Here is a 12,044-nt window from a genome sequence, read left to right as displayed (position 1 = left end):
AATTTAGGCAACAACGCCTACTTGTAGTATAAAAGTAAGCGCCTAAAGAGAGTGGCAGCGTCAAATTAAACACGATTAAGACGATTAACGCAGCTCCTGCCCATACCATACCAAACTGATTCTCAAGTCCTGAAAAACCTATAGACAGATAGCACGTACCAGATATTGTAACAAGTAAAGCACTAAGGCAGCCTGATCTCATTTTGTTGCCTAGAATATTAACGAAAAAAGCAAAACTATCAGAACGCCTAATTATTTGAATTAGCATTCAAAAATTAATATTACTTTCAAATGCTATTAGTCTTTGTAAAACTCATTTATCGTCTCTTTAGTTGATTGTCACATGATTGTTTTTTCATTTGGTATCTTGAAAATAAGTTTATGCTTTGTAGTCGAAGTTTAATTCATGCCTAACATATGCTTTACAAATTCGCTGCGATCTAGAGTAACTGATTCAGGACTTTTCCCCGGCACGACCGACAGAGACACCATCGGATGTCGGTAAGGGTTCTTACAATAGCTATATCAATAGTATTGATATTTTAACTAGTGTGGTATCAGTTAATAGAAACAATACTATTGATTTTTAGATAGCTCGCCCAGTAATGAGCTTTCGCTCCACATCGTTTACTTCATGCTGAATTATTCGTTGATTGGGAAATTCGAAGGAAACAGTGCTCGTTTTGCTTCTTCATCACGTTCGGTTTTAAACTCAATGCCTTTGCCGATTTCGCGAGCACGCAGTGCAGCAGGGCGAGTGTTGATTGCGTTAAACCAACGCTTCAAGTTCGGGTAAGGTTCTAGGCCTTCTTCACCAAGCACGACTGGTGCTTTGTCAATCCAACCCCATGCAGCGACATCGACAATGGTGTACTCATTTCCTACGATAAATTCACGACCTTCCATATGCTTCTCTAACACTTCGTAGTGACGTTGTGCTTCACGTAGGTATCGGTTCACAGCGTAGTCTAAGCCTGCTGGTGCAGCATGGCGGAAGTGTACCGATTGGCCTGAATATGGACCAAGGCCACTCGCGATAAACATCATCCAAGAGAGTAGTTCAGCTCTGTCTTCTGGCTGACCGCCAAGCTTGCCTGTTTTCTCTGAGAGATATAGAAGGATAGCGTTAGAGTCGAATACACGTTGTCCTTCATCTTCAATCGCAGGCGTTTTGCCATTTGGATTGATTAAACGATATTCCGGTGAATGCTGCTCACCCTTTAAGGTATCGACAGGAACAAGTTCAAAATCTAGGCCTGTCTCTTCCAAAAACAGAGCGATCTTCATTGGGTTTGGTGTTTGGTGAAAATAGAACTTAAGCATGGGGTAACTCCTTGTATTGGTCATTTATTAAAGCACCACTTGAACGATCGTTCAATGGTTGATTTTGAATTATTTGAAGATCTTCTGACTCGCATTCCAACTCTATGTGTTGAAGACCTCGTTATTTGAGCGAGGGGTAAAATCGCGCGATTCAGTGTGTTGGATTTTAAGTTGTTGAAAAAATGAGCTTAAAGTGGTTTTTTTGATTCGTTGCTTTATGCGGAGTTCGGATTTGTGATGGGTGGTTTTTGGCGGGATAGGGCGTATGAAATCCGCAGTCAGATATTCCAACAAAAACGTTGAGCACTGGTTCAAACCAGAATTATCTGGATGCACAGGCTTATTGGTAAGTTCAAAATCGTGATCTGCTGCCACACCTTATGCAACAAATGAATATAAACGTTAGAGATTAAGGTGTGCTTCACGGTTTTTTAATCTTAGGGACTTACATTGGTGAGCAAATCTGATGTGAACACTTAACGACACAGGATCTTTTCATGAAAAAGAACATTATCGCCCTCGCTCTTGGTGGCATGCTGGCTTTTGGCGCAACACCTTATTCTTTTGCTGCTAACGACGGCGCAGTACAGGCTTCTGCGGATTACGCGCAGTTGGTGACTAAGCGACAAGTTGTCGACCAATTACTTCTTGATGCGTTGCAGGCGTTTAAGTCTCCGGCAAGAATTTCTCACGCGGGCTTTACGGCTAAAATGCCAAGCAACATGGAAATTGTGACTAACCGATTGTTAGAAGCTTACCAACTAGAACCTTACCGTACTGATTTGCTTATCTCGGCAGCGAACGCTCAGATCTACAACAAGAATGCAGAGCGCGCTATTGAGCTGTTTGAGCAAGCGCTGACGGTTGCACCAGACGATGTTGATCTTCATGCTTACCTTGCGGTTTGGCAGCGATTTGAAGGCAATGAAAGTGAATCCAATAAGCACATGGAGAAACTGGAAAGCCTGAACAAAGGTAAAGCAGAAGACATCAAACGCATTTTTGCTACGGTCGACCGCGTGTTAGAAACACCGTTGAAAGAGTCTGCGGATAAAGGCTTGCTTGATCATCATGGCGCGATTGTCACTTTGGGCTATGCGCTTAATCCAGACGGCTCTATGCATCAAATTTTGATTGAGCGTCTTGAGACAACATTGGCGATGGCTAAGGCGAACTCAGATGCGATGATCGTGTTAACGGGTGGCGTGCCCAAGAACCACAAGACTGAAGGTAAGTTAATGGCGGATTGGCTTATCGAGAAAGGGGTAAGCAAAGATCGCATCATCGAAGAGAATTACGCGACCAGCACGGTAGGCAATGCCTTATTCAGTAGCTATGCACTTGCTCGCCATGATATTAAGCACGCGACCATTATTAGCTCGGCAAGCCATGTTCGTCGTGGTCAAACTCTGTTTGAAATCGCTAGCTGGCAAACCGGCCCTCAGGGCATTACTTTTGATACGGTTTCTTACCCAGACAAGCCACTCGCAGATCTTAAGAAGGCGAGTGATGGTGAGCTACTAGGTATCTACCGAGATGCGCTTAGAACCTATGGTATGTGGAGCTACCGCTCTTACCCATTAGAGTCTCGCTAGGCTTAGGGTTACTTCACAGTAGGCAAAGTATAAGTTGCTAGTACAATCGAGCACAGCTAGATGGTATGCTGTGCTCCTACTTAATTTAGTGTTTCAAAGGCAAAAAAATGAACCCGATTTTAGCAATGTTGAAAGAGAACAATATTAGCGACGAGCAGATCAGCGAGCTATTCAAGACGTTGACCGAGAACCCTCTTGCAGCAATGGCGACGATCAGCCAACTTGGCTTACCACAAGATAAACTTCAAATGCTGATGGGCCAGGTAATGCAAAACCCTGCGCTAATCAAAGAAGCCGTTGAAGAGCTTGGCCTAGATTTCTCTAAGGTTGAAGCGGCTAAAGAACAACTTCAAAAATAAGCGAATTTGAATGAGCTAAGATCGAATTAGCTTAATCAAAATTCAATGAAAAGGTCGTTTAAGTTCAGCAACAGGCTGTCTTAACGGCCTTTTTTGATCTTGGTGGCGATTATTCACTTTGATCAAGTTGCTTTCAATCCCTGCTTCCCATTTTCTACTCAACGACTATTTCAACACAATTGACAGCACTTTTGCCAAACATGCGTTGCTACTGACAATTTACTTACTAGACTTAATTAACCTATGTGCGACTTGATATGTGCACCTTGATGAACAGTGTTTTTTGGATGAGGAATGCCCTGAATAGTAGGGATCATCAAACAATAGCGCTGTTTATTTATGGGTCACAACAAGAAAAAGAATAAGAGGGCACTCAAATAAGCCCTTTATTGAGCAGTGATTTTATAGGAAATGAGTTATGAAATATTTAAAGGAAACGGCTTTAGCTAGCCTTGTGTTGGCCGGGCTTGTTGGTTGTGGCGGAGACTCAGGATCATCAAGCAGTACGACACCCATTACCTTGAGTGTGAGTGATGCGCCCGTCGATGATGTTAAAGATGTGACGGTGACATTCAGCAAGGTAGCTTTACTTCCGATTCAGGGAGGTACAACGCTAGTGTATGACGTGTATAAAACGGACGAAAACGGTGATTACGTTGATGAAAATGGCGACCCGTTGCCAGACGGTGAAGATCCTATTCCATTAAGTGTCAATTTATTGGATTACCAAGGAAGCGATGCACTTCCTTTGATTGAAAACGAGGTAGTTCCAGTAGGTAGCTATAAACTATGTGTGTTTGCGAATGATGGCGATCACCCGACACATCCATCTTATGTTGTAGAAAACGATGACTCGATTCGTGAGTTAACGGTGAAAGGTAATGGCGCGTGCCCGCAAGGTGTTGGTAAAGAAGATAACGCTGGCGTGCTTTACTTTAATGATTCATTTAATGTGAACCAACAGAGTAACGATTTTGTTGTCGAGTTCGATCTTCGACGTGGCCTAAAGAACAGTTCGACTTTCCCTGATTACACTATTCAAAGAACGTCTGTAAGCCTTATCAATACGGTTGAGACAGGAAACATTGAAGGTACTGTTTCGAGTACCACTTTTGAAGCTTGTAACCCTACAAATGATAATACTTATGTTCAGTCGGTGTACTTGTATGAAGGTAATGTCGACAAAGCTGACATGGCGCCTATTGGCGGTTCCGATGAGGTGAAGCCGATTACTTCAGCATCAGTGGCAATGAATGAAGCACAGACTAACTATGAGTTCTCTCTGGGATTTATTGATCCAGGTACTTACTCATTGGGTTATACCTGTACCGCGCAACACGACAGTGATGAAGACAATGCTGATCCGGTTGCTGATGGTTTTGACATTTATGAAGTTCAAAATAGTGTTCAGGTAGTGGTTGGTCAGGATAACCAAGTATCGTTTTAAATCTTTGACGTGATTAAGCATTCGAATAAAAACGGCCTCTCATTTAGAGGCCGTTTTTGATCATGTCACCTAGTTAGCATGAATTTGATGATCATTGAGTGTGACTCTAGGGAAGTGATAATGTAACTTTGTATCTCTTACTTTAACCTAGCGAAATGTACTCCGGCGTTGCTCATGAAATCTAGCTTAAGCATTCGATCTTACACCAAGCAATTTAATACCCATGCTCATGATGACCATCATCAACTGGTATTGCCGATCCAAGGCAGTATTAATATCGAAATGGTGGGGTATGTCGGTAAAGTGGCGGTGGGCGAATGTGTGGTGATTCCGGTAACCACAGCACATGCGTTTAAGGCGGATGAAGCAGCGCGGTTTATTGTCGCAGATATGGCAGAGTTACCGCAGCACTTGTTAGAGCATGAGCTCTCGGTTTTCACGATAACGCCACCTTTAATGAGCTTCTTGCTGTTTGTTGAAAAGCAGTTGGAATACCAAGTAGACAGTGGTATTGAGTCATCTATCTTGGATGTGTTTTCACTGCTTTTAGAACAACAACAAGTGAGCAAGAGCATCGACCCTCGAATTCGTGCGGTACAAAGGCTGATCGCGGATAATTACACGCAGCCGTTATCCATTTCACAACTTGCAGAAACGGCTTGCTTGAGCCCCACTCAATTTAAGAAGCGCTTTAAAGAGTGCATTGGAATCAGTGCGCTTAAGTACATCACTCGCTATCGTATGGAGAAAGCTCAAGCCTTGCTTAGCCATACCGATTTACCCGTTCAATTGGTCGCAGAAAATGTGGGTTATAGTGACTTGTCTGCATTCAGTCGACGCTTCTCTCAGCACTTTGGCATGTCTCCAAGGGCGTTTTTGGGCTCGATGAAAGAGAGTCTTCCAAAACAAGAATAGCGTCCTTTTGGCAAACTCAACTTAGTATATGTTCACTATTATCTATTTCAGAAATGAAAATAGACTAGGTAATAGAAATGAATCTTGCCATCAATCGCGTTAACGAATTCCAAACGGGCACTTTAGCCATCGTGTTTGCTTCTGTTTTATGGGGCACGACAGGCACCGCCGCAAGCTTTGCGCCTGATCTCAGCCCATTAGCGATTGGTGCTTTTTCAATGGGCGTCGGCGGCTTAATGCAAGCAGTCTTGGCGTATCGAAAGATCTTATCTTCACTTGATAAGCTTTTGCTCAACAAAAAGTTGTTAGCGGCGAGTGCGCTGGCTTTGGCGATCTATCCTCTGGCTTTTTACTCTTCGATGAAGTTATCGGGTGTCGCAATGGGCACAGTGGTGTCGATAGCTACTGCTCCTTTCTTTTCTGCACTTTTAGAGTGTCTTATTAGCAAAAAGAATAATATCAACAAACGTTGGTTAACGAGCTTTGCCATTGGCGTGGTTGGTATTGGGCTACTGGTATTTTCAGAATCATCATCAGCGAATGATTCTGGTGACGATCTGAAGCTTTTGGGCATTGGATTAGGGTTGATTGCTGGGTTGTGTTACGCCATTTATTCATGGGCGACAAAAGCTCTGATAGACGAAGGCATTAAGTCGCAAGCAGCGATGGGCAGCATATTTGGGCTAGGAGCGATGTTGCTACTGCCAACGCTTTGGTTTACGGGGGATAACTTGTTCGCATCGAATACCAATATATTGGTGGTGAGTTACTTGGTGTTACTTCCTCAATGTTTAGGCTATATCGCTTTCAGTTTTGGGCTACGCCATGTCACAGCGAGTAGCGCCAACTTGATTACCTTACTTGAGCCAGTCGTTGCCGCCGTGTTGGCCGTGTGTATTGTCGGTGAGCTGATTCCGTTTACAGGCTGGCTAGGTATGTTTCTGATTGTGTTGTGCTTGTTGATACAGTCGAAGCCATCTAAAGGAACGTTATAAGTATTTGTTTTGTTGGACCTAATTGAAATTTTTTCATGTGTAATTCTTATGATTGAATAAAATCAGTATCTCAGTTGTGAGAGTGCTGTTACTATCGCTATCAATAGTCGGGGGGCATATACCTTATTTGGTGTTTGCTGAGATCGTTATTCGAGACCCGTTGAACCTGATTCAGTTAACACTGGCGTAGGGAACTATGATTACTTTGCCTACGTGGTTCAACAATGATCTCTCATTGCTTTCACCTCCACACTCTCTTTGCGGCCAAAGTTCGGTTCTCTTACGTCTTTTAGACAGTAGGAGCGACCATGACACAGCATTCCAATTCTCAAGTATCACCTAACAGCACTCAAACACCAGAAAACCAATCTTCTTCGATCAATACTCCGATTGTTTTGACCATTGCGGGTTCTGACAGTGGTGGTGGCGCGGGCATTCAAGCTGATATTAAAGCCATGTCTGCAACGGGTAGCTTCGCTTGTTCGGTAATTACCGCGATTACATCTCAGAACACCCAAGGCGTGTCCGCTATATTTCCAATCCCACTAGAGCATGTCGCTAGTCAGTTAGATGCAGTGTTTACCGATTTGAATATCGTGGCGGTAAAAGTCGGCATGTTGGCGGATTCGCAAATCATCAAAGTCGTCGCGGACAAAATCAAACAATACCAACCTAAACACCTAGTGATTGACCCTGTCATGGTGGCGACAAGTGGCGACCTTCTTTTAGAAAACTCGGCGATCACCACGCTAAAACAAGAACTGATTCCGCTCGCAGACATCATTACGCCTAACTTGCCGGAAGGCGCAGCACTAACGGGCAAAGCTGTGCCTGAAAGCGAAGCCGAAATGCAGGATATGATTGAAGACCTGCGTGCACTAGGTGCTAAAGCCGTTCTTCTCAAAGGCGGTCATTTAGAGAAGGATGAGAACAGTAACGACTTACTGATTCTGCCAACCACGTCTGCTTTGATTAGTGCGAAGCGTTTTCCTACCAAAAACACCCACGGTACGGGTTGTACGCTTTCATCTGCTATTGCTTCTTTCTTAGCGCAAGGCAACACGCTGTCAGAGGCTGTTGAGCTAGGCAAACAATACATTTCGCGCGCGATTGCTCATGCTGATGAGTTGCAAGTCGGCCAAGGTCATGGGCCCGTAAATCACTTCTTCGCTGGGCACGGGAATGTCCGTTAATACGGTGGGTGTTCAGCTCAGCAATGCCTCTTTACGTTATAACGACAGTGAGCACGCAACCTTATCGGGATTGTCGCTTAGCTTAAACGCAGGTAAGTGGACGGTATTGCTAGGTCGAAGTGGCTGCGGGAAAACCACGGTATTGCGTTATCTGGCAGGCTTGTTGGACGACAAGGTGGAGTGGCAGGGAACATTGACAACCTCTGATGAATTGCCTTTAACGGATCGCATCGCTTACATGGCGCAGCAGGATTTGTTACTGCCGTGGCTGTCGGTTATCGACAATGTATGTCTGAGTCATCGTTTTCAAAATTCAGCTTCTGACAAAGCACTGCAAACCAATCAAGCACTCGAGTTGCTCGCTGCGGTTGGTTTGGCTGATTATGCGAATGCGATGCCGGATCAGTTGTCTGGTGGTATGCGTCAACGTGTCGCTTTGGCTCGAACTTTAATGCAAGACAAGCCAGTGGTGCTGATGGATGAGCCGTTCTCTGCGCTGGATGCGGTAACGAGACACAAACTACAGAGCTTAGCGTGTGAGCTGTTGAGAGATAAAACCGTTGTGTTGATCACCCATGACCCACAAGAAGCGGTGCGTTTGGCGGACAATTTGTATGTGTTGCAAGGCACACCGGCGAACGCTCAGTCTTTATCTGTGCCTCTCACTGCCACACCAAGAGTGTTAGATGGTGAATGTGCTGAGTTACAACAAGCGATCTTAGATCAGTTGGAGCGTGATTATGAATGATCTAACGCGAAGCGAAACTGTGGCTCATTCAACTAACGCACAGACTACCACTGCACGCCCTCGTCAGATGAATCCTGTTGTTCGTTTGCTTATCAGCAGTGCTGTGATTCTCGGTTTATGGCAGTTAGTTGTGGTTGTCTTCGAGATGCCGAGCTTCATTTTGCCAGCGCCTGCAGAAGTCTTTTTAAAGCTGATTGAACGTTACGATGTGTTACTCAAACACACATGGGTGACTGCGCAAGAGGTCCTACTTGGCTTGTTACTCGGATTGTCTATGGGGCTATTTTTCGCTCTGCAGATGTTGATGTTTGATCCGTTAAAACGTTGGTTATTGCCTATCTTAATTGCCAGCCAAGCTATCCCTGTATTTGCGATCGCGCCAGTATTGATGCTGTGGCTTGGTTATGGCATCGCCTCAAAAGTGGTGATGGCGGCGATCATTATCTTCTTCCCAGTAACCACTTGTTGTTACGACGGTCTGCGCAATACACCGACAGGCTATCTCGATCTTGCCAAAACGATGGGTGCATCGAAATGGCAACTGCTCCGCCATATCCAACTTCCTGCTGCACTGCCAACCTTAGCGTCTGGCATTCGTGTAGCGGTGGTGATTGCGCCAATTGGTGCCGTAGTCGGGGAATGGGTTGGTTCGAGTGAAGGGTTAGGTTACCTAATGCTGCAGGCCAACGCGCGCATGATCATTGATGAGATGTTTGCTGCCTTGTTCATCTTGGCGGTGCTGTCTATCTCGCTCTACTTCATCATAGACAAGTTACTCAAAAAAGCTATCCCTTGGGAGAACCAGTAATGGCTTGCTCAATAACACTTTGTTTAATAAGGCTTCGCTCAACGCTATTTATCTCAACAATAGCTCGTTAAAAATGAGCTCTATAAACACAATAATAATATTCAAAAGGAAAGGTTAACTATGAAAAATACCAAATTGGTAGGTGCAGTGGCACTGCTTGCTTCGTTAGTTTCAGGTCATGCTCTAGCGGACTCTGAACAAAAGAAACTGACATTGATGTTGGATTGGTTTGTAAACCCGAACCACGGCCCGATTGTGATCGCTCAAGAGCGTGGCTACTTCGCTGACCAAGGCTTAGAGGTTGAAATCCAAGAACCAGCAGACCCAAGCACGCCAGCGAAACTGGTCGCAGCAGGTAAGGTCGATTTAGCGGTAACTTACCAACCAAGTTTAACCATGGATGTGGCAGCGGGCCTTCCTTTAGTTCGTGCATCAACCCTTATCGCGACGCCACTAAACACACTAATGGTACTGGATAACGGCAAGAACGATTCGCTAGCGGATCTGAAAGGCAAGAAGATCGGTATCGCGATTGCGGGTAACGAAGAAGCGACTATCGGTACCATGCTAGCTCAAGAAAATGTTGCATTTACAGACGTGCAAACCATCAATGTCGGTTGGGCACTTTCATCTTCATTGGCATCGGGAAAGGTAGATGCAATCTGGGGTGGCCTACGTAACTTCGAAACTAACCAGCTAGCCCTTGAAGGTTTTAAAGCAAAAGCATTCTTCCCAGAAGAGCACGGTGTGCCAGCTTACGATGAGCTGATCTTTGTTGCGAACGCAAAGCAGCACGATGATGAAGCGATCAAAGCGTTCAACAAAGCATTGGAACAAGCAACAACTTACATCGTGAACCACCCAAAAGAGTCATGGAGCGAGTTTGTTGCGTATTCACCAGATACGTTGAACAACGAGCTTAACCAACGCGCATGGAACGATACGCTGACTCGTTTTGCACTTCGCCCTTCTGCTGTCGACCTAAAGCGTTACGACGATTACGCACAATTCATGTTCGACAAAGGCATTATCAAATCACTACCGAAAGCCGCTGACTACGTACCGACTTTTGACTAAGGAATCTCATGAAATACCAAGACTTAATCCAAGCCTGTCAACAAGATTGGCAAGACTACACCGAGCATGATTTTGTTAAAACGCTGGCAAACAGCACACTCGCTCAGCCGTGTTTTCTGCATTACTTGAAGCAAGATTTTCTGTTTTTAAAGCAGTATGCCCGCGCTTATGCATTGGCAATTTACAAGGCTAAAACCTTGGCTGATATGCGTCGTGCACTGCCAAGTGTTCATGCGTTGCTAGATTCTGAAATCTCTCACCATGTGACTTACTGTGGTCAGTGGGGTTTAACCGAATCGGATTTAGAAAACGAACCTGAAGATTTCGGCACTGTTGCCTACACGCGCTACGTTCTAGATGCGGGTATGACGGGTGATCTTGTCGACTTATATGCGGCACTGGCTCCGTGTTCAATCGGTTATGCCGTGATTTGTAAAGCGCTGTTAGAAAGCAGTGATACTGTTTTGGAAGGCAACCCATACGCAAGCTGGCTGCAACTGTATGGCAGTGAAGAGTTCCAGTCTGGCGTAGCAACGGGCGCGGAATACTTCAATCAGTTGCTTGCTGAAATTGATATCAACAGCGAACGCGGTCAGAACATCGTTCATATCTTCAAAACCGCAACGCGTATGGAAGTGGCTTTTTGGCAGCAAGGGCTGAACGCTCTTGATGATTCAACAGCGGCTTAAAAGCGACTTTCACGAATAAGGATTTACCCATGCTTACTGAACAAATTATTCAATCGCTACGCGCAGTACGAGAGCAAAAACCACTGGTTGTGAACATCACTAACTATGTAGTGATGAACAACACGGCCAACGCGTTATTGGCGATTGGCGCTTCGCCTATCATGGCACACTCACAACAAGAACTGGCTGAGATGATGTCTTTCTCTGGTGCTTTGGTGATTAACATCGGCACGCTCGACAGTGTTTGGACGCCAAGAATGTGTTTTGCTGTTGAGCAAGCGAACGCGAACAACAAGGTTGTGGTTCTTGACCCTGTGGGTTGTGGGGCAAGTACGTTGCGTACCGAGACTTCTCGTGAAATTGCACGCTTAGCCGATAAGTTGATCATTCGTGGTAACGCGTCTGAGATTATCGCGTTAGCGGGCGAAAAAGCGCAGAGCAAAGGCGTTGATGCGCTTGATAGCAGTGATGCTGCGTTAGGTGCTGCACAGTGCTTAGTGGCTGAATACGGTGCAAATGTGGTGATATCTGGTGAGACAGATTACGTTGTCACCAAAGACAGCGTGGTGACGTTAAACAATGGACACCAAATGATGCCGTATGTGACGGGTATGGGGTGTACTTTAACTGCATTGACGGGTGCTTTCGCGGCTGTTGGTGATGATAGTGGTTTAGCTGCAGCAGCGGTATTAGGCGTGGTTGGTGAAATCGCGGCTGAAAACTCTCGCGGCCCAGGTAGCTTGCAAATTAACTTGCTTGATGAGTTGTATCAGTTAGACGAAGAGACTCTGATTCAACGCTTGAAGATTCAGTAGGGCTAATCTAACTCTAAGCCACAAGTTAGAGTTAGATTAACTTAAAAAAGCCCCCGACACTTATGTGTAGGGGGCTTTTT

Annotated in this window: 11 protein-coding genes, 1 pseudogene and 1 riboswitch; of the genes and pseudogenes, 11 read left to right on the top strand and 1 reads right to left on the bottom strand. The window is 45.1% G+C overall.

Going from position 1 to position 12,044, the window contains the following annotated elements:
* Nucleotides 1-642 precede the first annotated feature (642 nt).
* A complete protein-coding gene (locus AB4585_RS19010) occupies nt 643-1,323 on the bottom strand; it encodes a glutathione S-transferase family protein (RefSeq protein WP_017061920.1) in 681 nt (226 codons plus the stop codon).
* Between the two features lie 497 nt (nt 1,324-1,820).
* On the opposite strand from AB4585_RS19010, the gene AB4585_RS19005 reads away from it, so the two are divergent.
* From AB4585_RS19005 to thiM, 11 genes and pseudogenes are all read left to right on the top strand, one after another.
* Complete coding sequence (locus AB4585_RS19005; RefSeq protein WP_017061919.1) at nt 1,821-2,918, top strand: YdcF family protein; 1,098 nt, start codon at nt 1,821-1,823, stop codon at nt 2,916-2,918.
* Nucleotides 2,919-3,025: 107 nt separating this feature from the next.
* Nucleotides 3,026-3,277: a DUF2999 family protein gene (locus AB4585_RS19000; protein WP_004731647.1), complete on the top strand. Its 252-nt coding sequence runs from the start codon at nt 3,026-3,028 to the stop codon at nt 3,275-3,277.
* Between the two features lie 418 nt (nt 3,278-3,695).
* Nucleotides 3,696-4,724, top strand: a complete 1,029-nt coding sequence (locus tag AB4585_RS18995) for a DUF4382 domain-containing protein (RefSeq protein WP_136974469.1) — start codon at nt 3,696-3,698, stop codon at nt 4,722-4,724.
* A gap of 174 nt (nt 4,725-4,898) precedes the next feature.
* On the top strand, nt 4,899-5,639 hold the full coding sequence (locus AB4585_RS18990) for a helix-turn-helix domain-containing protein (RefSeq protein WP_372154411.1): 741 nt from the start codon (nt 4,899-4,901) through the stop codon (nt 5,637-5,639).
* Nucleotides 5,640-5,716: 77 nt separating this feature from the next.
* Nucleotides 5,717-6,634 carry a DMT family transporter gene (locus AB4585_RS18985; RefSeq protein ID WP_372152933.1) on the top strand — a complete coding sequence of 306 codons (918 nt, stop codon included), beginning with the start codon at nt 5,717-5,719 and terminating at the stop codon, nt 6,632-6,634.
* Between the two features lie 98 nt (nt 6,635-6,732).
* A riboswitch (TPP riboswitch) is annotated at nt 6,733-6,844 on the top strand.
* 98 nt (nt 6,845-6,942) lie between these two features.
* Nucleotides 6,943-7,827, top strand: a complete 885-nt coding sequence (gene thiD, locus AB4585_RS18980) for a bifunctional hydroxymethylpyrimidine kinase/phosphomethylpyrimidine kinase (protein WP_017064402.1) — start codon at nt 6,943-6,945, stop codon at nt 7,825-7,827.
* Nucleotides 7,817-8,575: an ABC transporter ATP-binding protein gene (locus AB4585_RS18975; RefSeq protein ID WP_102428984.1), complete on the top strand. Its 759-nt coding sequence runs from the start codon at nt 7,817-7,819 to the stop codon at nt 8,573-8,575. The genes thiD and AB4585_RS18975 overlap by 11 nt, the downstream gene beginning before the upstream one ends.
* Before the next feature lie 73 nt (nt 8,576-8,648).
* Nucleotides 8,649-9,383: pseudogene (locus tag AB4585_RS18970) on the top strand (ABC transporter permease); the annotation flags it as partial.
* Between the two features lie 120 nt (nt 9,384-9,503).
* Complete coding sequence (locus AB4585_RS18965) at nt 9,504-10,460, top strand: ABC transporter substrate-binding protein (RefSeq protein ID WP_372170584.1); 957 nt, start codon at nt 9,504-9,506, stop codon at nt 10,458-10,460.
* Between the two features lie 8 nt (nt 10,461-10,468).
* Nucleotides 10,469-11,149 carry a thiaminase II gene (tenA, locus tag AB4585_RS18960; RefSeq protein ID WP_372170582.1) on the top strand — a complete coding sequence of 227 codons (681 nt, stop codon included), beginning with the start codon at nt 10,469-10,471 and terminating at the stop codon, nt 11,147-11,149.
* Nucleotides 11,150-11,178: 29 nt separating this feature from the next.
* Nucleotides 11,179-11,964: a hydroxyethylthiazole kinase gene (thiM, locus tag AB4585_RS18955; protein ID WP_372170581.1), complete on the top strand. Its 786-nt coding sequence runs from the start codon at nt 11,179-11,181 to the stop codon at nt 11,962-11,964.
* Nucleotides 11,965-12,044: the final 80 nt, after the last annotated feature.

This window comes from Vibrio sp. 10N.222.49.C9 (genome assembly GCF_041474985.1).
In the GTDB taxonomy this organism is placed as follows: domain Bacteria; phylum Pseudomonadota; class Gammaproteobacteria; order Enterobacterales; family Vibrionaceae; genus Vibrio; species Vibrio crassostreae_C.
Note: the sequence above shows the minus strand (reverse complement) of the source record. Positions and strands in the feature narration are given on the sequence as shown.

Coding starts and splice junctions, on each gene's coding strand:
- AB4585_RS19010 (WP_017061920.1), bottom strand. CDS start 1,323: ATGCTTAAGTTCTATTTTCACCAAACACCAAACCCAATGAAGATCGCT.
- AB4585_RS19000 (WP_004731647.1), top strand. CDS start 3,026: ATGAACCCGATTTTAGCAATGTTGAAAGAGAACAATATTAGCGACGAG.
- AB4585_RS18990 (WP_372154411.1), top strand. CDS start 4,899: ATGAAATCTAGCTTAAGCATTCGATCTTACACCAAGCAATTTAATACC.
- AB4585_RS18995 (WP_136974469.1), top strand. CDS start 3,696: ATGAAATATTTAAAGGAAACGGCTTTAGCTAGCCTTGTGTTGGCCGGG.
- tenA (WP_372170582.1), top strand. CDS start 10,469: ATGAAATACCAAGACTTAATCCAAGCCTGTCAACAAGATTGGCAAGAC.
- thiD (WP_017064402.1), top strand. CDS start 6,943: ATGACACAGCATTCCAATTCTCAAGTATCACCTAACAGCACTCAAACA.
- AB4585_RS19005 (WP_017061919.1), top strand. CDS start 1,821: ATGAAAAAGAACATTATCGCCCTCGCTCTTGGTGGCATGCTGGCTTTT.
- thiM (WP_372170581.1), top strand. CDS start 11,179: ATGCTTACTGAACAAATTATTCAATCGCTACGCGCAGTACGAGAGCAA.
- AB4585_RS18985 (WP_372152933.1), top strand. CDS start 5,717: ATGAATCTTGCCATCAATCGCGTTAACGAATTCCAAACGGGCACTTTA.
- AB4585_RS18965 (WP_372170584.1), top strand. CDS start 9,504: ATGAAAAATACCAAATTGGTAGGTGCAGTGGCACTGCTTGCTTCGTTA.
- AB4585_RS18975 (WP_102428984.1), top strand. CDS start 7,817: ATGTCCGTTAATACGGTGGGTGTTCAGCTCAGCAATGCCTCTTTACGT.